Raw genomic sequence first — 19,162 nt, 5'->3', positions numbered from 1 at the left:
TTGGTTAAGTCACCTGATCCAGATAACGATTTGGTCACGGCGCGGAGGTCCTCGGTTTGGCTGAGCAGCGTTGGCCCGCGCCGTCGCGCCGTGTGGCCGACTGGGACGCGGAGATCACTGAGGTCATTCCGTTCAACGAGTTCGGCGCTCTGGCCGAACTGGGGCATCCGGAGCACGGCGCGTTCGACAAAGATTTCCAGGTCCTACACGCCCGCGAAGTGGGCGACGATATCGACGGGGACGCCGATCAGGCACCGCTGCGCCTGCTCGGGCCCGTGGTGCGGCGCCCTGCCGGACTGCGCCACCGACCGGCGCCGTCGGCCGGGCACTCAAGCGCTGCGATGCGACCACCACGGCGAGGGCGCCATCGCCAGGCTGAGGCAGGACCTGAGCGCAGTCGTGTTCTGATCGCAGCGATCGGCCTCGGCGCGGCAGGCGCAGCGGCGCAGTCCGCGCTGGGCCCTGCAAGCATGGATTCCGGGCCGGCAGTGATGACGGCCCAGGCCACTGTTCTCGACAGCGGTACCGGCCTCAGCGGTGGCGGGATGCAGGTGATCGCGGCGGCTCCAGCGGTCAATCCCGCGGTGGCGGCCGAGGAATTCGCCCGCGGTGTGGCGTTCGCGCAACAGCGCGCCGAACGGGAGGCTCGTCTGCAGCGGCCGCTGTACGTCATGCCGACCCGAGGCATCGTCACATCCGGATACGGCTACCGTTGGGGAGCGCTGCACAGCGGGGTCGACATCGCCAACGCGATCGGCACACCCATCTACGCCGTCGCCGACGGCGTCGTCATCGCCGCCGGTCCCGTGTCGGGGTTCGGCATCTGGGTCAAACTGCGCCACGCCGATGACACGGTCACCCTGTACGCCCACCTCAACAGCACCACCGTCAACGTCGGTGAGCGGGTGATGGCCGGCGATCAGGTCGCCACGATGGGAAACACCGGAAACTCCACCGGACCGCACCTGCACCTGGAAGTCCACGTCAACGGCATTGACCGCGTCGATCCTGCCCCGTGGTTGGCCACGAGAGGCCTAACTGTACTGACCATGGACGTTGGTGACGGCGTGGCGTGGTGACATGACGAAGACCTCCGAGTGAAGTGCGAGCTGTCTAGGAAAGCACTCACACACCGGAGGTCTTCGTGTCCCACCGTAATGCCCCTTTGTCGGAGCTGGGTCGTCTGCGTTTAGCGCGTTGCGTGGTCGAAGAAGGCTGGTCGTTGCGGCGGGCTGCTGAGCGTTTCCAGGTCGCGACCACGACGGCGGCCCGCTGGGCGGGCCGCTACCGCACGATGGGAGCCGCGGGCATGGCCGACCGCAGCTCACGACCCCGTCACAGCCCCAACCGGACTCCGACGCGGACTGAGCGGCGCATCATCAAACTCCGCGTTCTGCGCCGGTGGGGCCCAGCACGTATCGGTTATCTGCTGGGCCTGCATCCCTCCACCGTGCATCGGGTGCTGACTCGTTTCGGGATGGCACGGCTGCGCTGGTTAGACCGCCCTACCGGACAGGTGATTCGGCGCATCGAGTCAGACCGTCCGGGCGACCTGGTACACGTCGATATCAAGAAACTGGGCAAGATCCCCGCCTGCGGGGGCTGGCGCATGCTGGGTCGTACCGTCGGTAACCGCAACGCCTGGGCCGATAAGAGCTCTGGAACGTTCAACGCCTATCACCAACCTGTTCGCGGCTATCACTTTCTGCATACCGCCATCGATGGACACTCCCGGCTGGCCTACAGCGAGTTACTCACCGATGAGCGCAAAGACACCGCCGCAGCGTTTTGGCTACGCGCTAACGCCTGGTTCCTTGAGTGCGGCATCACGGTGCGAAATGTGTTGACTGACAACGGAGCCTGCTATCGATCTACACCCTTCGCCCAAGCGCTGGGCGAGATACGACACCGCCGCACACGCCCCTACCGACCTCAGACCAACGGCAAGGTCGAGAGATTTCACCGCACTCTGGCCGACGAATGGGCCTACGCCCGCCTTTACCGCAGCGACGCAGAACGCTGCGCAGCGTTCACCACCTGGCTACACACCTACAATTGTCACCGCGGCCACACCGCACTCGGCGGCTTACCACCCGCCAGCCGCGTACCTAACCTCTGTGGTCAGAACACCTAACCCTTGGAGATCTCGTCGGATAGACCCTCTCCTTGAGGCTGCTCGGCGGCAGCGTTCGATTCTCAACCGGGGCGACGCTGCAGCAGCGGACGAGCCTGCAGTGAGTCATGCTGGCTCACGCGCTTAACCGCACGCCGAAGCATACTAAGGTCAGTAGTACTCCCTTAGTCCGTACAAGTTCGGAAGGTCGGTCGATTGCCATGAGTCCCATCCGGCGCCTGTCACGCAACCCCAAACCGTCGATATACACGCCGGCATACCGGCGGGAACGGTCTCGCCGTCTGCTGGGCTGGCTGCTCGTCGGGGTGGGCTCAGTGATGGCGTTCGCGCACGTCTACACACACCTTGCACAGATGCGCATCGTCGGGTACCAGGATCTGCTGTTGGGCTATCCCATGGCGGGGATGCTGGTGCTGGCCGGCTTCATGCTCGTTGGCTGGGCCGCCAAACCCGGCCGTTGACGCGGTGGTTCGCCGCATCGGCAATGTCACCGGTAGGGGATGCGGGATTGAGGATCCGGCCGATAAGCGTCACGATCACCGTTGCGGCGGCGATCGCGATGAGCGCCCACTGCAATAGCGGCGCCCATCGTGTCGCGGGAGTGACGTTGGTCTGTAACGGGATTCGATTGACCAGGTACGCGGGCTCGAAGAACTCGGTGTCCGCCACGACCGTGCCCTGCGGGGTAATCACCGCGCTGATGCCCGTGGTACCAGCTACGACGACGCTGCGGCCATGCTCGATGGCCCGGATTTTGGCGAATGCCAACTGCTGGCGGCTCATCTGCTCGTTGAACGTGGCGTTGTTGCTGGGGACCGCCAGTATCTGCGCGCCGTTGAGCACTGCTTCGCGCGCGGCCCGATCGAAGATGACCTCCCAGCATGTGGTCACACCGACCGGGACCCCGGCCGCCTGCACGACGCCGCTGCCGGTGCCGGCCGTGAAGTATCCGGCCCGGTCGGCGTAGCCAGAAAGGTGGCGAAGGAACCCGCGCCAGGGCAAATATTCACCGAACGGTTGAACGATCTTCTTGTCATGGCGTTGTCCCGGCCCGCTGAGCGGATCCCACACGATCACCGAGTTGGAACTGACCGGCGCCGATCGACTCCACTCGGGCCGAGCCAAGACGGCGCCGACCAAAATGGGCGCGCCGATGGCCGTGGTGGCCCGCGTGATCTGCCGCCGGGCATCGTCGTTGAGCAGGGGATCGATGTCCGAGGAATTCTCCGGCCAGATGACAAACTGCGGTTGGGCGGCTCGTCCGGACCGGATATCCTCGGCGAGTTGCAGCGTCTGGCGAACATGGTTGTCCAGCACGGCGCGGCGCTGGGCGTTGAAGTCCAAACCGAGCCGGGGGACGTTTCCCTGCACCACAGCCACCGTCACCATGGGTCCGGCGTCAACAGTTGAGTTCCGCACTATCGGTCCGATCGCCGCGGCGCCGATGCTGACCAGCGCAATGCACACGACGCAAACCGCAATGGTGCCCTTGACATCGGTGCGCGCCGAGCGCGGAACCAGCAGGGCAAGGGCGGCCACACAGAAGCCCAGCAACGCCGCGGTAAACGACACCAGCGCCACCCCTCCCAGGCGCGCGAAAACCGCCAGCGGACCATCGGCCTGGCTGAATCCGACAACGCCCCAGGGGAATCCGCCGAACGGAACCACACTCTTGAGCCATTCGACGGCCGCCCACCAGGCTGCCCACCACAGCGGCCAACCCGTCAGTCCTCGCAGCAACACGGCCACGACGGCGAACACGGCGGGGAAAAGCGCACACATCAAGGCCAGTGCTACCCAGGGTGCCGGGCCCACCAGATTTCCGACCCAGGGTAATAGGGGTAGATAGAACGCCAAGCCGAACAGCAGCCCGTACCCGAAGCCACCGAGAGGTCGGGTGGATGGGCCGGCCAGCACCCACGCCAACACCGCCAGGCCGGCTATCGCGCTCAACCACCAGCTCAAGGGTGAAAAACTCGCCGCTAACAGCAGACCGCCGGCCACCGCGCAGGCTCCTCTGGCCAGCCGCCGCTGCAGCGGCCGACCGGCCTTTACCTCCCCCACAACCGATTCCAATCCGAACCAGTCCAAATACGCGGACCGATGCCGCCCCGCACAATCCACGCTGTCTTTACCATGTCCGACCGCCCTCACCGGCTTGACCATCGGATAGCCGCACCCTTTGTCAGCCTACGGGATTATTACGTACGGCCACTGACCGTAGGCCTTGGCGGCTGGCAATCCTCACTCCAAAACCGTACGGCGCAAAGGCCCCTGCATGGACCCAACGGTTATGCGCGCCAGGCGGTGTTCGGATCGTCGCGTGGGGCGCGAGGATTGAATGAAGGGCGCACTGACCGCTCCGCGTTAAGCGCCCTTATCTCAGGCAGCAAGCGATCGATGACTACAACGATGTCGCAAATTAGGCGTCGCTAGATAAAGATTTCTTGAAGACACTCCGCACCCGGCGCGTCACCACCCTACGAAGTACGTAGTACGGCAGTATTGATCGAGTGCATAACAGCGCGCCCAGCTCAGCACTGCGAATTCTCGTCGTCTCTACCGGCGCGGGCTGGACCGATCGCCTCGCCGAACAACTTCCCGCTGAGGAGGTGGCGGTCCTCGTCACCGACAGTAGTGCCGAAGCGCTGGTCGCGGCGAGAAATCTGCGGCCCCGGATAATTCTGCTTGATTTCGATCTGCGTGGAGGCGACGGCGTGCAACTCTGCCGTCGAATGCGCACGGTATCCGACGCGCATATCACGATGTTGACCGCGCGAAGTGATGAAGCCACTACGATCGCTGGCCTCGCCGCTGGAGCCGACGACGTGCTAGCCAAACCATTCACCAGCCGTGAGGTGGCTGCCCGTATACGGGCTGTCCTACGTCGCTTCCTCCCGCCCCCGACGGCCTACGGAGTCCGGCCGTATTCCGAAAATACGCCAGGAAGGAAGGAATTCGGGTGGCTTGCTATCGATCTCGCGCGGCGCGAGGTCTTTGTCGCCGACGAGCAGATCACCCTGACCCGCACGGAGTTTGAGATTCTGGCGATACTGGCTCAGCGGCCGGGTGGTGTGACGACTCTGCAACAGATGTTGGACGCGGTGTGGGGGCCGCGGTGGGCGGGCAGTGTCGCCAAACTCCACGTGCATATCGGTAATCTGCGCAGAAAATTGGGAGACGACCCCGCTAGGCCATTGCTGGTGTTGAACGTCCGCGGAATCGGTTATCGACTAGCGGTATAGCGCGATGAGCAGGGGGCCACCGCCCTCAGCGCGACGCCTCAACATTCAGGCGCCGCCGAGCAGGATTCTTCCCGGGTTGGTCAGCGTCTGGCACAGTCGGCGCAGATCGATGATGCCAAATAGGTTGGCGGCCACGGCCTGGCAGTTGGTGGGGCGCGTAGGCGCGTACCAGCCGACGTGTTCAACTCCCTGGCGGCCGCAGACTGGCCACGCCCCTAATCCTTGCGTGCCGATGACACGCTCAGCGATGAGGATCTGCTCGGTTCGAGCTGCGTTGGCAGGATTGCCTCGACCGCCATGCTCGGCCCATGTCGACGGTTTGAATTGGAGCCCGCCGAAGTATCCGTTGCCGGTATTGATAGACCAGTCGCCTCCAGATTCACATTGCGCAATGGCGTCCCAATCGATTGCGTTGGCGTAGGCCGATGTAGGGGTTGCGGCAGTCGCTGTAGAAATGAGCGCTCCGATTACGGCGGTGCTGGTGAGAATCCGGCAGATTGCACGCATTGTGGTCCTTCCTCGGCACGGACGCAGAATCCGCGCTCACGGTGACGTGGTGTCTTAGATCAACACTGTGGCAATACTGCACCTCCGATAGGGGAGCGACTAGTGGTGCAGTAGTGAGAAAAGTGTGGCAAGTGTCTTACGTCCAACGACCGGCACGCCGAACGCGAAAGGGACGCACACCGGGGCTGGACTGCGCGTGCATGGCTGGCCCACGAATGATCTACTGACTACGCACGAACTACGGACTTCCAAGGGTTCGCTTCCCGTCGGTGACGGCCAATCTCAGTTCGACAGTCCGTTACGGACCGCCACCATGACAGCGGAGCGCAATATTGACGCTCATCAAGTCAAAGGAGAACAACGATGTCGAACAACCCCGGACGCAGCACCGCGTGGCAGTCAGCGCTGACCGTCGTCCAGACCGCGACACCTCCGGTACTACCCGACGGTGCGGAAGTGATGACCGTGGTGATCGAGTACCCGCCGGGCGACGCGGGCGCCCCACCGCATCGCCACCCGGGCGGACCAGCGTTCGGCTATGTGCTCGAAGGCGAGATCATGTTCGAGCTGGAAGGTGAGCCGCCGCGGGTCCTCAAAGCCGGCGAGGCGTTCTGGGAACCGGGCGGCGACGTCATTCACTACCAGGATGCCAACAACCGCTCGGATATCCCGCTGCGATTCCTCGTCACGATGCTGTGCGCGCCCGGCCAGCCGATGCTTGTCCTCGTCGACGACGAGGAAATCGCCGCGCGCCAAGACCGCCGCGTACCAGCCTGATCGACGGTTCCGCCCGGTCCTGACTCGTGTCGGGCGAGCCGGGCTACAACCGGCTGTGACCACGCCGTCCGCGCCAGCGCGGATAGTTTCGCATGACCAATGAGTTTCGGCGACAAGTACATCGGCGCTGAGATGTGTGACGACCAAGCCACGCCGCCTATCAACCCGCCGAACTCTCACTGCGGCCGCAGCGACTAGCAGGTGAGGGACTCAGTAAAGATCTGGAGCACAAGTTGCCGCGCGTGATGCGGACGTCTTGCGTAAATGGTGAGCGGTCCCCTCAGCTACCCGCCCAGGGCGCAGTCAATAGCGCCACGCTGGACTGCTGACGAACCTGGAGCGCGACTAAGGCGACCACGGCGACCGCGATCGCGGTGCGGCGCGGCATCCGGATTTGTACCCAGCGTCGGGTCCACCACCCGGCGGCGCCGCGCAGGACCATGCTGGCTGCCACGATGAGTAGCAGGGGAGCGGCGGGGTTGTAGCGCAGCGCAGCCTCCCATTGACCGTGCATCGTCAGATACACCGATCGTGTTGCGCCGCAGAGCGGATCCATGATGCCGGCGTAATGCAACGGCCCATGCATGTCAACCGACGGAACGCCCAGCACAGCGAGGACCAGCGCGCCCAGCAACCCGCTCAGCGCCAACCACGTCCAAACCGGCGATTCCGTTCGCCGCGCCGTCAGCGACACGGCCGGCCACCTGCCCGCACGAGCGGCGGATGAAGTGAAGTAGCCCATGTGGTCTCCTGCGATTGGCCCGACTTCCGCCATGTTACGAGCCCACTGTGCTGCAGCACCAGTGGGCTGCGAAGCCGCATCGGCATCGCAGGGGCGGCCGAGCTGCGCGGGCACAGACCGCTCACGGCCTAAAGCGCTCGACGACAACGAATTCCCGCGCTGTTCCGGACGGGCATGCACGGACATGGGCACTCGGCAACGATCTACGGTCGCGCCCAGTAAGCAGGGTGCGTTCGCCGAAGCGCCGAGGAAAGGCGGGTCGGAATGCGGTTTCGCGCTCGGGGTGGCGGCCTCTGGTGGCAACTGGTCGCACTGGTCGCGGTGATCGTGATCATGGGCGCGTTCTCGGTAGAGGCCGCGCGGCTTATCCGGCTGGGCACCGACGAAGTGGATTGCTCCAAACCACGCTGACCTGTCAGCCACGACCTACATGCTCAGAACCCGAGTCAACCCCGGCTCCGTGGAGCTATTGCACTACACCTATCTCCAGCACCGTCGACCTGCCCGGCGACCGCGCACCCGGGAGCAGCCACGGAGGACGGGAAAACGGTCCGCCACCCAAGGCGATCGCCGACACCGGGCGCCCGGATGCAGGAACTGTCAGACACTTACTCACCCAAACCGGCACCCAACCTGCTCCTCACCGACTTACCAGAATCCGAGCGGTCCACCGGCGGAGCAGTAGCCCCACAGTCCCGACCTGGACGGAGCTCACCGCATCCGCCTCAGCCACGCCGTGATGTCGCGATGTTCGCGCCAGGGGTTGTATGGCGTCGATCGGGCACCCGCACACCCTCTCCGCGCGGGCAAGTTAGCTGGTAACTCCGTTGCGAGGTCCGCGACGGCCCGTTTCCGGTACGGGCAGAGTGAAAATGCGGTAATTCCTACACGCGTCTGGCAGTGTCAAGGAGCTTGTCGGGCAGCTTGACCAAGGCGTTGATCTATACATCGACACGGCAATCAGCGTGGTAACAGTGGGATTTCTGGTTTTAGTGTGACATGGGCAGATGCACCCGCCAGAAGGGCCCCCGCCGGGTCGAGGCTCGCCGGGAATCGCCGTGGAAGTGCCGCGCGATTTCTACGTACCAGAATAGTAGGTGAGCTGCGCACATGTATAGCAGGTGACGCATACCGTCGGAAATAAACCAAACCGATTGCCCCAGTGAGATAGTCGCGCAGATCACACAATCGGCATGTCTCACCTGCGTAACCGGTTCTAACTGTCGAATCGCGAGCGCATAACGACATGGACTCAGCTCGAGGACCTACGGAGGATGGCCGTACAAGCTGCTACAGTGGGCGACATTGAGGTACAACGAGGTCCGCGCGAAATGGCGATTGCGGTCAGCGATAGCGCTGACGGTCGCTTTCTGGGCGCTGCTCATCGGCAGTGCGCCTGCCTCGCCGTGGATGGAACGTTCGGACAACCACGCGGCCCACGTACTCACAGCCAACGTGGCCGACCAGTTAGCTGTCGTTTCGGACCATTCGCACCTCGGACGAGATGCCGCAGCCGGATTTCCAGACACCTTCGCCACCGCTGTGCTCCCACGGGCAACTTCGGTTCTGGCGGCCCTCGGGTTGGCTCTCGCCGTGGTGGCGGCTTGGCTGTACGGCGGCCAAGCGGTCTTTGGGACGGTGCGCGGGCCACCGGGTGGCCCTAGAACTGTTACGTCAGGCCGTCAGTTGCTGACGCGCTTCTGTATTTCGCGGCGCTGATCGGGCAGCGCTAGACCGACCGCACTCACTCGAGAGCGGCTGGTCGCTGCCCGCTGCCATTTATCAATTGCCGCGCAATCAAGCCGCGGCGCTAATACAGAAGCGACGCCAATATGACCAATGTTCTGTCCATCCATTCCACCGACTATCACTCGTCGCGCCAGCGCGGGCTGGGCCGAAACCACCGGCCAGGGACGATGGTGGGACATACCCCGGTGCTGCGGATATCTGCGCCCCTCAGTGACCATAAGCGCGGCTTTTGGGCCAAGCTGGAAGGTTCTAATCCCGGCGGCATGAAAGACCGGCCCGCCATGTACATGGTGGAGCGCGGCAGGGCTCGCGGTGACCTGCGACCTGGTGCGCGCATCGTCGAATCCACCAGCGGCACCCTGGGTTTGGGGTTGGCACTGGCCGGCACCGTGTACGGGCACCCCGTAACCTTGGTCGCCGACCCTGGCATGGAGCCGATCATGCACCGGATGCTGTCTGCCTACGGCGCCGACATCGACGTGGTGACCGACCCGCATCCGCAGGGCGGCTGGCAGCAAGCCCGCCGAGACCGCGTCGCTGAATTACTGGATGCCCATCCACACTCGTGGTATCCCGATCAGTACAACAATCCTGACAACGTGGAGGCTTACCAGGGCTTGGCGCTCGAACTGCACGCGCAGCTGGGCCACATCGATGTGTTGGTGTGCTCAGTGGGCACCGGCGGTCACTCAGCGGGGATAGCGCGCGTCCTGCGTCAATTCAATCCCGATTTGCGATTGATCGGGGTGGACACCGTCGGGTCGACCATCTTCGGCCAACCGGCGGCTACCCGTTTGATGCGCGGACTGGGCTCGAGTATCTATCCGCGCAACGTCGACTACGACGCGTTCGATGAAGTGCACTGGGTAGCTCCGGCCGAGGCGGTGCGGACGTGCCGCACACTGGCGGCAACCCACTTCGCCAGCGGCGGATGGAGCGTCGGCGCCGTCGCGCTGGTCGCCGGCTGGGTGGCCCGAACCCACCCTGTGGACACGACCATCGCCGCTGTCTTCCCCGACGGACCGCAACGCTACTTCGACACCGTCTACAACGACGACTACTGCCGCCAGCACGGCCTTCTCGATGGGCATCCGCCCGAAGAGCCGGCAGCCATCGCCAATCCGACCGAACAGGTTGTCAACTCCTGGACACGGTGCGTCAATGTGGTCGATCCGGTGCGGGGTGACCGCTGATGGGTCTGGTCCGGCAATTCAGCAGCTTCGGCTGGCCCAGCCGCATCTTGATGGTCAACCAGTTCGGAATCAACCTCGGGTTCTACATGTTGATGCCGTATCTGGCCGGCTATCTGGCGGGGCCGCTGGGACTGGCGGCATGGGCAATCGGTCTGGTTCTGGGAGTACGCAACTTCTCCCAGCAGGGCATGTTCATCATCGGCGGTACCCTCGCTGACCGGCTTGGCTACAAGCCGCTTATCGTTGCCGGCTGCCTGTTGCGCACTGTCGGATTCGGGCTGCTGGTCTTCGCGCACTCACTACCTGCCATTTTGATCGCCTCGGCGGCAACAGGTTTCGCGGGAGCACTGTTCAACCCCGCGGTGCGCGCCTACCTCGCTGCTGATTCCGGACACCGCAGAGTCGAAGCGTTCGCAATGTTCAACGTGTTCTATCAGGCCGGCATCCTGGCCGGCCCGCTGGCAGGACTAGCGCTGATGGTGGTGGACTTCCGCATCGCGGCTGCTGTCGCCGCTGCAGTGTTCGCCGTGCTGACGGTGGCGCAGCTGTTCGCGTTGCCTCAGCACAGCGCCGACCCGCTCGATGAGAAGTCGGCCATACTCGACGACTGGCGCGTCATCGTGGCCAATCGACGATTCCTGTGGTTCGCCGCCGCGATGATCGGCTCCTACGTGTTGAGTTTCCAGGTCTATCTGGCCTTGCCGCTGCACGCCGCAGCACTGGCACCGCAACACGAATCCCTGCTTGTTGCAGCGGTATTCGTCGCTTCCGGGCTCGTCGCGGTGGGCGGACAGTTGCGCATCACGCGATGGTTTTCGGCCCGCTGGGGCGCCGGACGATCTCTGACGATCGGCATGACGATTCTGGCGATGTCCTTCGTGCCGCTGTTCGTGGTTCCCAACAGCGGGCGCTTCGGCGCCGCGGCGGCCATCGCGGCATTGCTGGTGTCGGCGACGCTACTGGCGGTCGGATCGGCGGCCGTGTTCCCCTTTGAGATGGACACGGTGGTGTCCTTGGCGGGCAACCGCCTCGTGGCGACGCACTACGGGTTCTACAACACCATCGTGGGAGTTGGCATCCTGATCGGCAATCTCGCCACCGGTGCACTCCTGCAGGCCGCCCGCGACGCCGGCACCGACGAATTGCTCTGGGGCGGACTCGCACTGGTGGGATTGGTAGCAGGACTTGCGTTGCATCGACTTGACCGCCGCGGACATCTAGCGCCCGCGCCAGTACTGGCTACATCGGCGCGAGAGTGAGTCATCGCGCTTTCTAGCCGGCGTGAGCACGGCGCAGGAACGGCGAAAATGGGCCGCTGTACGTTGGGCCGGCGATTTCGATGGCATAACGGCCCGGTGAACCCAAACCTGTGACGTCAAACGCCGAAAACACCGTCGGATAGAGCAGGCACATAGGGATCCAAGTCCGACGGTTGATCACCTCGGTGTTTGCTGCACGCCAGTTGTCTCAGGCTCTTTGCAGCGCTGCCTGTAGGCGCATGTCTGATGCTCAGACGAAATGAAAAGTATTGGTGCATAGGATATTTACTCGTTATCGAATCGTGGCGCATTGCACTTGGCATACGTTCACAACCATGTATTCTGAAACTATCTACTAATTAACTCCGTACTAAGCTCAGTAATAGATGTGCGTGGTACGCGAGAGGAGAACAACCATGAAGATGACCACTGCGGCGACCATTGCTTTTTCAGGTATCGCCACGTTCATGATCGCGTCGGCACCACCGGCCACTGCGGCGCCGACCGGACCGGGCACGGTGCAGGACACTGTCAGCAAACTAGAGTCGAACGGCTATAAGGTGATCCTCAACAAGGTGGGGTCCGCACCGTTGGATCAGTGCAGGGTCACCGGCGTGCGCCCGGGCCGCGACGTCACCGAATATCGCCAGAATCGCAGGGATCAACTCGTCGAGCGCGTCTTGTACACGACGGTCTACGTCGACGCTTCCTGCTGACCTAGGGCGGACGGGGTGGTCTTGTGTCGTACGACCACCCCATCCCTGCATCTGAGACGCTGCAGAATGGCATTGAGTTGTGCTGCACCGAAGGGCCGTTCGCGCTGTTGCCCTGCCTCGCTAAAGCCGCGAACGCAGTATCGCGGCTAGAGCGAGGACGTTTCGACGTGATTCGGACCGGCCGTGTGCGGTCCCCGTATGGCGCTATCGTAGATCCCCCACTACCGGAGCGTCCTCCCGTGATGGTTTCGAATCAAATGATCAGCCATCGGCGGCGGCTCAAGGTGTTGTGCAGCATGGCCTTGGCCGAACCCATTTGTCTCGGCATAAGCGTCGATGCCCAGACGCTACCCACGAACGCGGCCGGTACCGGCACACACATGCCGGACCCGGCGACCGCCGCCCTTTGGTTACGACGATCACCGTCGTGTGTGACGGGACTGCACCTCAGAGCCCGGTGCTCATGGGCAGCACTGGTTGTCGTGCTTCCTCGCGCTTCGATGCTTGGTGTGAGCGCCGAGTGCGCACATCAGCGCGCACTTGGCGACCGCGCGAACCACCGGGTGCCGCGCAACGCGTACCACTCCCGACGCTTTGGGCTTCACTTCTGTGCTCATCCCGTCTCCTCTCCGCATCGCGGAATACCCCCTAAGGGTATCGCTTGACCGCGGGCCACGTACAGCCGGCAGCCCACTTCTGTGTGGACCGAGAATGCGATTCGGGTTCATCGCGGTAGCGACGGCGTTGTCGGCACGCCATCGACCTACTATCGCACTTAGTAGCGGTGATACTATCTCGCTTAGTAGTAGGGGGCATCGGCGTACTGTCCCAGCAGACTCCGCAGCGATTGGCACACCAATTTGGCGAAGAAGCGCAATAAGGCACGAGGTAAGAGACGCACACCACCGACGAGCAGACAACGCAGCGCCGCGCGACGATCCCGCTCCCAACGGTCTGCTGGGGCCGCGCAATCCTCACATACCCACGGTGGTGCTTCCGGTGTAGCCGACGGCGGCCTGCGCGCCGTCCGCCCGGCTACGGCGATGGGCACATCGAACCCACCCGTGGGGGCCCATTTGTCGCCTTCCCGCGCGGTGGGTGCCTCATCACCGACATCCGTCGATCCCCCCCGTACGGGGGCGCAGCGCCGCGGTGTTGTGACATTTGGCTGCTCGCAGATCTTCGAGCAGCTGCCGCAAGTGCTCGCGGTGACTCATTGGGGACAGGCGGAGGGTCGGCCGATTCCCATCCGGATTACCGGCTGGCGCCGAGACGGTGCGGCCGCGTCGGCTCCACGATTGGAGCGGCTGGCCACCGTGCCGTCGCTGCCGGCCGGTAGCGGACGATTCGCCTATACCGTCAGTGTGTCGAACGTACCGGGCGGTGACTGGGAAGTCGGCACCGAGCGTACCGACGTGAGTCGGAGTGGAACGCGCCTACGGCGCGTCGTCATGCCGACTCGGCCCGCACAGCTGGCCTACGGCCCTGCAGTGACAGTGTGGTCGTGGCCGGTGCTGGTGTTGGCTGGTGCAGCACTGGCCTTAATGGTGCAGGCGCTACTTCTGGCCCGCACCGATGCCGACGTGGCCGCGGTTGTGATGGTCTCGGTCGTCAGCTGTGTGGTCGGATTTGCCGGCGCCAAGGCATGGTATTTGGTCGCGTCGCGCAAGCCGATACGGCGGTTCCTCAGCGGAGGGGCATGTATCCAGGGCTTTCTGCTGGCTGCGTTGACCACGCTGGCGATCGGCGGGGCCCTGATCGGCATCGGTGCCGGACAATTGCTGGACGCCACTACACCGGGCCTGTTCCTGGGGATGGCCCTGGGTCGGCCGGGCTGCTTCTTCACCGGTTGTTGTGCGGGCCGACCGACCGTGTCGCGGTGGGGGCTGTGGTCGTCGGATCGAACGATCGCGGTACGGCGGATACCGGTGCAGCTCTGGGAAGCTGCCGCCGCGCTGGTGATCGGACTGACGAGTTTGGCAGGCGTTCTCCTTGGCGGGTTACCCGTTGCAGGGTCCATATTCGTCGCCGCAATAGCCGCCTATACCGGTTTTCGACAGCTGCTGTTTCCCCTGCGCGCCGATCCGCACACCCGCCGCGGCCGGCATATCACGCTGGCCATCTGCGTCGTGCTGCTTGTCGGCGACCTCGCCGTCGCCGCGGCCGTCGGGTGGGGTGCATGACAACCGCTCGCCCCGACAGGTTCCGTCCAGAACCAACTGGGCCAACCCGGCGCGTGTTGTCACGTTCGAAACCCAGCGCCATGATTGAGGTGATGTCGTTGCTCTTGAACCCACGTGCCCACGTGGCCACGGCCGTGGTTGCGATGCTGACACTGGTTGGATGCAGTTCTCCGGCCGACCCGCTGAGTTCGCCCCCGGTGGTGCCGCCGCCCGCAGCACAGACCGAGTCTGCGGCCCTTGAGGCGCGTTCGGTAGGACCTCAGCAGTTCGCCGAGGTGATCGCCGCACCCGAGCGGGTCACGATCAATGTGCACGTGCCCTACGAAGGCGATATCGCCGGCACGGATCTCACCATTCCGTTCGACCAAATCGAGGCCCAGATCAACCGGTTGCCGACCGTTCGCAGCACTCCACTGGCGGTTTACTGCCGTACTGGACGGATGAGCCTGATCGCCGCCAGAACTTTGACCGACCTGGGATATCAAGACGTGGTGGAGTTAGCCGGCGGAATGCAGGCCTGGCAGCAAAGCGGCCGTACGCTGGTTTGGCGCTGACGGTCAACGGGGCTAAGTCAATCCTATCAACCCCGGCGGGACGATTTGCGCCGGACAGTACTGGCCGCGACGCAGTGCGCTGTCGGGTGCGCTCGTCCATGGGCGCCGAACACACTAACCATCCTTCACGTTGAGCTGCCAGCCATCCTCCGGTCGGCACTTTTCCCGTAGCGCCGCGAGAATGGCGAGTCTCTGGCGCTCACAGCGACATCGCATAGCCCGGCGTCGTCATCGTTGCGGAACGTCGCGCACTCGCCGTTGGCATTCCCACCGTTCATCGAGAAGCGCATCGATCAACGAGGTGTCAGGGCGTCCGCCTAGCCTGCGAATGGACGCGCTGATCGCGCTGAGCAGTTCGAGTTGGCGGTCGATGGCTTGGAGCTTCCCCATGTTCTCCCATTCGGCTCCACCGGTTCGAACGGCGGCGTTGACGCCTGCATCCAGATCTACTGTTCTGCTACACAGATGCTAATCGAGTCGTCTTCACACTCGACGCGACTCCTCGGTGACGCGACAGCGGTCGGAATTATCGACGGCGTCCAACGCGGTCAACAAGCTGGGTAGGCGAGATGTCGGCGATGCGAAAGCTGATTCATATCAACAGCATTCGGCGAAATCGCCGCTGCAGGTGGGAAGCGCCGCGCGGGCCGGCCGCTCGTCACGCAACAGGGTTAGACCGCAGGGGGATGGGTATTCGGCTGTGGACCGTGGGCCACGTCACGGTCAGCCCATGCGATACGTGTCAGGGAAATGGAGGACGGTATGAGTACGGCGAGCAAGATGCTGGAAACATATCCGCAAGACCTCGGTGGTATCGACCGCGCCGCGTTGACGTCCTGTATCGAGGCGTGTGTGGAGTGCGCGCAAGCGTGTACGGCGTGCGCTGACGCCTGCCTGAGTGAAGACTCGGTGCAGCAGCTCACCACCTGTGTGCGCACCAACCTCGACTGTGCCGATGTGTGCGCGGCGACCGGGCAGGTGCTGTCGCGCCATACCGGTTATGACGCCAATCTGACCCGCGTGGTTCTGGAGGCGTGTGCCACGGCATGTCGCTCCTGCGGGGACGAGTGTGACCGCCACGCCGGTCACCATGAGCACTGCCGCATTTGCGCGCAGTCCTGCCGGCGTTGTGAGCAAGCCTGCCGACAGCTGCTGACATCACTGGGCTGACCGCGTCCGGCCACTCACGAGCGCACCAGCCGATTGATGGCGTCGGTGGCCTCTTTGATCTTGGCGTCGGCGTCATCGCCGCCGGCGTGCGCGGCGTCGAGCACGCAGTGCTTGAGGTGATCGTCGAGTAGACCGAGCGCCACCGCTTGCAACGCCCGGGTCAGCGCGCTGACTTGGGTGAGGATGTCGATGCAGTACTGCTCGTCTGCGACCATCCGGTGCACTCCGCGCACCTGTCCTTCGATGCGCTTGAGACGGTCCAGGTAGCGGTCTTTGTCCGTCATGTAGCCATGTAGCGGCGGCGTCGCCGCGGGTGTGGCTTTCGTTGCTGATGTGGGCATTTGTTCCTCCCAGATGGTGCACCCGGGATTTGACACCCGGGACCGCAGGCCTACGCGTATCCCAGCGGATTCCTGTTCTGATGTAGTTCAGATATTGTCGCGCGAAATGCGGCGACGGGTGATGCTCGCCGCCGCATCCGCGCCGCGCCACACCACCCATCGCCGATGAAGGGTTAGGCAACAGCGTATTTGGCCGGGTCGGCGTCGAACTTGGGGACGCATCCAGCGCAGCACAGCCAGTAGGTGCGCCCGGCGTACTGGCGGACCCAGCCCTTGGCTTCAGCTTTGGCCTTGGCCACGAACCGCCCGGGCATAACCGGGCACTCGGCCGCGTCGACGCCTGGGTCCACCGGGTCGTGGTCATGGTCGTGGTGGTGGTGGCTGGTGCCGGTGGCAGCGCGGTGATCTGTCATGGGTTGGGGGTTTCCTTTCGGGTTCGGGATCAGACGTCAGCCAATCGCCGCCAAAATGGCGGTTTGGCTGTTCAAGGCTCGTGAGCGGCGAAAGTCATCAGACTCGCACCGCGGTATAGCCGGCTTCGTCGACAGCGGCGAGTACAGCCGCATCGTCGATCGGCTCAGTGCTGGTGACGACCAGCTTGCCGGTCGCCGCGCTGACGTCGACCTGCTCGACACCGTCGATCCCACCGACTTCCTCGCGCACCGACATCTCGCAGTGCCCGCAGGTCATGCCGGTGACCTGGAATTCGCTGGTGGCCATGATGGATTCCTTCCTCGCTAGCTGTGGGTAATGACTGTGTGGGCAGCGCCTTTCGCCGCATCGCGAAGGCGCCAACCGACGGTCACCTGTTTGCGCACATGACGACCACTCCCTTCATACCCGGGTGGGGTATGCGCTCCCAACAGTATACCCCCGGTGGGTATTCCGCCAGTGGCGGTCATCCGGGTCTTCGCCACACCCAGGAACGGACGCCCGCCGAGATCGGGGTGGCGACGCCATGCCCAGGCTCGCTCCGCGAGCGCCGGTCATCTCCGGGCCTGTTGTTCTACGGTGTGGGTACGTAGATAGGATGGCGGGCGGCGCGGACTGACCGCGGTTCCACATGCTGAAAGGACGACATTCGTGCGCAGATTGGCAAGGATCTTTGTCGCCGGGGCGGCGATGCTGGTGGCGTTAAGCGTCGGTATGCCGACGGCGACCGCGGCCCCTGAAAGCTGCCCTCATCGGTTCGGATCGCCGCAAAAGCTGACAGATGCCGGTGGTGCGGTGGTCCACCAGTGGTCGGTCAGTGACCTGCGCGCGAGTACCGACACGGCGCCCGGCTATCCATTGGCCGGTCGACTGTGGGAGGCCACAGCCTCGGTGGAGGCGTTGACGGGCACTGTGACACCGATCATTCCCAACGTGTACGCGGTGTCGGCTTCCGGTGAGCGCTATCAAGTGTTATGGCAAGTGGCCAGTCCGAACACCATTTCCGGCTCAACCATCAACCAAGGCCAGACCTCGACCGGCAAGGTCTACTTCGATGTGACCGGTGCCGACCCGATGGCGGTCATCTACACCACTAGCGGTTCGACTCTGGCGATGATGTGGTGCTGCAACGGCAACATGATGATGCCGATGCAAATGCCGATGATGGCGATGCCGATGCAAATGCCGATGGACGACTGTCCCTGTTGCGCACGAAATATGTAGTGGCTCAAAAACATTAGGTAGCCACGCAACTCGTCTTCGCGAACGTGTGCTGGTGTGCCCAATCGCCAACGGACAGCGGCAAGTGCTGGCCGGCGACAGCCGATCTTGGTCTCACCAGGTGCACACCCGAAGACAAACGGATGAATTGGGCTGTGGCCGTCCCCCGGCGGCTAACGTCAGATGTCCTACTCAAGGGGTCGGCTAGCCGGAACGTTCAGGCAGTCTTGTTGACCATGGTCTTGCCGCAGCAACAGGTCGGAGCCTGTTGGCCGGTGCAGGTGGGTGGGGCGGCTTTGGTCACGGTCAGCTCGCACGCGCAGTCCGTGTCCGGACAGCGGTAGACCTCTCCCTCGCGGAATGGCATGGTTTCCCACCTCTTTCGTTCGGATTGTGGGGTGTATTCCTCGACGCTAGATCCCGGCCCCTGGGGCAAGGTCAATAATGAAGGGCGAGGAGGTTTCGCCGTGGCGCCCTCGCAACTGACCATTGGGAAGGCTGCCCGGGACGCGGGCCTGACCCGCAAGGCCGTGCGGGTGTACGAGGCGAAAGGCCTGCTGCCGGTCCCCGAGCGGACGACGGCCGGCTACCGGCTCTACGACGAGCGCGACGTCGAGGTGCTGACCTTTATCCGCCGTGCCCGCACTCTTGGTCTGCGCTTGGACGACATTCGCGAAGTTCTCGCCATCCGCAACGGAGGCATCCCACCGTGCGCCATCGTTTGCGAGCTGCTCGACAAGAAGATCGCCGAGCTAGATTCCACCGTGGTGGAGCTGTTGGCGCTGCGCGCAACCCTTGCCCAAACCCGGCAACGAGCTGCCGACTGCACCGACGAACAACCCGTCACTGTCTGCGCGATCATCGAGGGCGCCACCGAGACAAAGTGAAAACTTCGTCGCTGTGCGCGGCAGGGACTCCGTACACCCTCGCTTGCGGGGC

The 19,162-nt window shown here is 63.8% G+C and carries 20 protein-coding genes; 14 read left to right on the top strand and 6 right to left on the bottom strand.

Annotation, left to right across the window (positions count from 1 at the left end; all coding sequences use genetic code 11):
• Positions 1-56 precede the first annotated feature (56 nt).
• From AU194_RS06995 to AU194_RS06990, 3 genes are all read left to right on the top strand, one after another.
• Entirely contained in the window at positions 57-1,079 is a 1,023-nt protein-coding gene (locus AU194_RS06995) for a M23 family metallopeptidase (RefSeq protein ID WP_059088514.1), read from the top strand.
• 65 nt (positions 1,080-1,144) lie between these two features.
• Entirely contained in the window at positions 1,145-2,134 is a 990-nt protein-coding gene (locus AU194_RS31005) for an IS481 family transposase (RefSeq protein WP_082698520.1), read from the top strand.
• Positions 2,135-2,334: 200 nt separating this feature from the next.
• Entirely contained in the window at positions 2,335-2,595 is a 261-nt protein-coding gene (locus tag AU194_RS06990; RefSeq protein WP_059088513.1) for a hypothetical protein, read from the top strand.
• On the opposite strand, the gene lnt is transcribed toward AU194_RS06990, so the two are convergent.
• Positions 2,558-4,300, bottom strand: a complete 1,743-nt coding sequence (gene lnt / locus AU194_RS06985) for an apolipoprotein N-acyltransferase (RefSeq protein ID WP_082698519.1) — start codon at positions 4,298-4,300, stop codon at positions 2,558-2,560. The genes AU194_RS06990 and lnt overlap by 38 nt on opposite strands.
• A gap of 347 nt (positions 4,301-4,647) precedes the next feature.
• Here lnt and AU194_RS06980 point away from each other — a divergent pair, with 347 nt between their 5' ends.
• Positions 4,648-5,379, top strand: coding sequence for a response regulator transcription factor (locus AU194_RS06980; protein ID WP_059088511.1), 732 nt, complete (start codon positions 4,648-4,650; stop codon positions 5,377-5,379).
• Positions 5,380-5,424: 45 nt separating this feature from the next.
• Here AU194_RS06980 and AU194_RS31000 read toward each other — a convergent pair whose 3' ends face one another.
• On the bottom strand, positions 5,425-5,886 hold the full coding sequence (locus AU194_RS31000) for a transglycosylase family protein (protein ID WP_082698517.1): 462 nt from the start codon (positions 5,884-5,886) through the stop codon (positions 5,425-5,427).
• Between the two features lie 363 nt (positions 5,887-6,249).
• Between AU194_RS31000 and AU194_RS06975 the strand changes: the two genes are divergently transcribed.
• Positions 6,250-6,663 (top strand): cupin domain-containing protein, encoded by a 414-nt coding sequence (locus AU194_RS06975; RefSeq protein ID WP_059088510.1) that lies wholly within the window; start codon positions 6,250-6,252, stop codon positions 6,661-6,663.
• A 280-nt stretch (positions 6,664-6,943) separates the two neighbouring features.
• On the opposite strand, the gene AU194_RS06970 is transcribed toward AU194_RS06975, so the two are convergent.
• Positions 6,944-7,405 (bottom strand): DUF2752 domain-containing protein, encoded by a 462-nt coding sequence (locus AU194_RS06970; RefSeq protein ID WP_059088509.1) that lies wholly within the window; start codon positions 7,403-7,405, stop codon positions 6,944-6,946.
• A gap of 264 nt (positions 7,406-7,669) precedes the next feature.
• Between AU194_RS06970 and AU194_RS31680 the strand changes: the two genes are divergently transcribed.
• The 7 genes from AU194_RS31680 (at position 7,670) to AU194_RS06940 (ending at position 16,229) form a co-directional block, all read left to right on the top strand.
• Positions 7,670-7,816: a hypothetical protein gene (locus AU194_RS31680; protein WP_157575935.1), complete on the top strand. Its 147-nt coding sequence runs from the start codon at positions 7,670-7,672 to the stop codon at positions 7,814-7,816.
• Positions 7,817-9,237: 1,421 nt separating this feature from the next.
• On the top strand, positions 9,238-10,347 hold the full coding sequence (locus AU194_RS06965) for a PLP-dependent cysteine synthase family protein (RefSeq protein ID WP_059088508.1): 1,110 nt from the start codon (positions 9,238-9,240) through the stop codon (positions 10,345-10,347).
• Entirely contained in the window at positions 10,347-11,606 is a 1,260-nt protein-coding gene (locus tag AU194_RS06960; RefSeq protein WP_197417537.1) for an MFS transporter, read from the top strand. The genes AU194_RS06965 and AU194_RS06960 overlap by 1 nt, the downstream gene beginning before the upstream one ends.
• Before the next feature lie 416 nt (positions 11,607-12,022).
• Positions 12,023-12,322 (top strand): hypothetical protein, encoded by a 300-nt coding sequence (locus tag AU194_RS06955; RefSeq protein WP_059088506.1) that lies wholly within the window; start codon positions 12,023-12,025, stop codon positions 12,320-12,322.
• A 1,298-nt stretch (positions 12,323-13,620) separates the two neighbouring features.
• A complete protein-coding gene (locus tag AU194_RS06950) occupies positions 13,621-14,505 on the top strand; it encodes a prolipoprotein diacylglyceryl transferase family protein (protein ID WP_231743204.1) in 885 nt (294 codons plus the stop codon).
• 122 nt (positions 14,506-14,627) lie between these two features.
• Positions 14,628-15,059, top strand: a complete 432-nt coding sequence (locus AU194_RS06945; RefSeq protein ID WP_231743203.1) for a rhodanese-like domain-containing protein — start codon at positions 14,628-14,630, stop codon at positions 15,057-15,059.
• A gap of 762 nt (positions 15,060-15,821) precedes the next feature.
• On the top strand, positions 15,822-16,229 hold the full coding sequence (locus AU194_RS06940) for a four-helix bundle copper-binding protein (protein WP_059088560.1): 408 nt from the start codon (positions 15,822-15,824) through the stop codon (positions 16,227-16,229).
• Positions 16,230-16,243: 14 nt separating this feature from the next.
• On the opposite strand, the gene AU194_RS06935 is transcribed toward AU194_RS06940, so the two are convergent.
• The 3 genes from AU194_RS06935 to AU194_RS06925 all read right to left on the bottom strand — a co-directional run bounded on the left by AU194_RS06935 (position 16,244) and on the right by AU194_RS06925 (position 17,290).
• Complete coding sequence (locus AU194_RS06935) at positions 16,244-16,570, bottom strand: metal-sensitive transcriptional regulator (protein WP_059088505.1); 327 nt, start codon at positions 16,568-16,570, stop codon at positions 16,244-16,246.
• A gap of 173 nt (positions 16,571-16,743) precedes the next feature.
• Entirely contained in the window at positions 16,744-16,983 is a 240-nt protein-coding gene (locus AU194_RS06930; protein ID WP_059088504.1) for a YHS domain-containing protein, read from the bottom strand.
• 97 nt (positions 16,984-17,080) lie between these two features.
• Positions 17,081-17,290, bottom strand: coding sequence for a heavy-metal-associated domain-containing protein (locus AU194_RS06925; protein ID WP_059088503.1), 210 nt, complete (start codon positions 17,288-17,290; stop codon positions 17,081-17,083).
• Positions 17,291-17,653: 363 nt separating this feature from the next.
• Between AU194_RS06925 and AU194_RS06920 the strand changes: the two genes are divergently transcribed.
• Together AU194_RS06920 and AU194_RS06915 are read left to right on the top strand one after the other, a co-directional pair.
• A complete protein-coding gene (locus AU194_RS06920) occupies positions 17,654-18,226 on the top strand; it encodes a DUF1942 domain-containing protein (RefSeq protein ID WP_059088502.1) in 573 nt (190 codons plus the stop codon).
• A 395-nt stretch (positions 18,227-18,621) separates the two neighbouring features.
• Entirely contained in the window at positions 18,622-19,110 is a 489-nt protein-coding gene (locus AU194_RS06915; RefSeq protein ID WP_231743202.1) for a MerR family transcriptional regulator, read from the top strand.
• Positions 19,111-19,162: the final 52 nt, after the last annotated feature.

Origin of the sequence: Mycobacterium sp. GA-2829, assembly GCF_001499965.1 — a bacterium.
Classification (GTDB): domain Bacteria; phylum Actinomycetota; class Actinomycetes; order Mycobacteriales; family Mycobacteriaceae; genus Mycobacterium.
The sequence above is the reverse complement of the archived record's forward strand: the minus strand, read 5'-3'. Positions and strand labels throughout refer to the sequence as shown.

Bases quoted from the DNA above. Each gene is read 5' to 3' on its own strand.
- AU194_RS06925 (WP_059088503.1), bottom strand. From the start codon at position 17,290: ATGGCCACCAGCGAATTCCAGGTCACCGGCATGACCTGCGGGCACTGC.
- AU194_RS06930 (WP_059088504.1), bottom strand. From the start codon at position 16,983: ATGACAGATCACCGCGCTGCCACCGGCACCAGCCACCACCACCACGAC.
- AU194_RS31680 (WP_157575935.1), top strand. From the start codon at position 7,670: ATGCGGTTTCGCGCTCGGGGTGGCGGCCTCTGGTGGCAACTGGTCGCA.
- AU194_RS06960 (WP_197417537.1), top strand. From the start codon at position 10,347: ATGGGTCTGGTCCGGCAATTCAGCAGCTTCGGCTGGCCCAGCCGCATC.
- AU194_RS06990 (WP_059088513.1), top strand. From the start codon at position 2,335: ATGAGTCCCATCCGGCGCCTGTCACGCAACCCCAAACCGTCGATATAC.
- AU194_RS06970 (WP_059088509.1), bottom strand. From the start codon at position 7,405: ATGGGCTACTTCACTTCATCCGCCGCTCGTGCGGGCAGGTGGCCGGCC.
- AU194_RS06965 (WP_059088508.1), top strand. From the start codon at position 9,238: ATGACCAATGTTCTGTCCATCCATTCCACCGACTATCACTCGTCGCGC.
- AU194_RS06955 (WP_059088506.1), top strand. From the start codon at position 12,023: ATGAAGATGACCACTGCGGCGACCATTGCTTTTTCAGGTATCGCCACG.
- AU194_RS06940 (WP_059088560.1), top strand. From the start codon at position 15,822: ATGAGTACGGCGAGCAAGATGCTGGAAACATATCCGCAAGACCTCGGT.
- AU194_RS06975 (WP_059088510.1), top strand. From the start codon at position 6,250: ATGTCGAACAACCCCGGACGCAGCACCGCGTGGCAGTCAGCGCTGACC.
- AU194_RS06935 (WP_059088505.1), bottom strand. From the start codon at position 16,570: ATGCCCACATCAGCAACGAAAGCCACACCCGCGGCGACGCCGCCGCTA.
- lnt (WP_082698519.1), bottom strand. From the start codon at position 4,300: ATGGTCAAGCCGGTGAGGGCGGTCGGACATGGTAAAGACAGCGTGGAT.
- AU194_RS31000 (WP_082698517.1), bottom strand. From the start codon at position 5,886: ATGCGTGCAATCTGCCGGATTCTCACCAGCACCGCCGTAATCGGAGCG.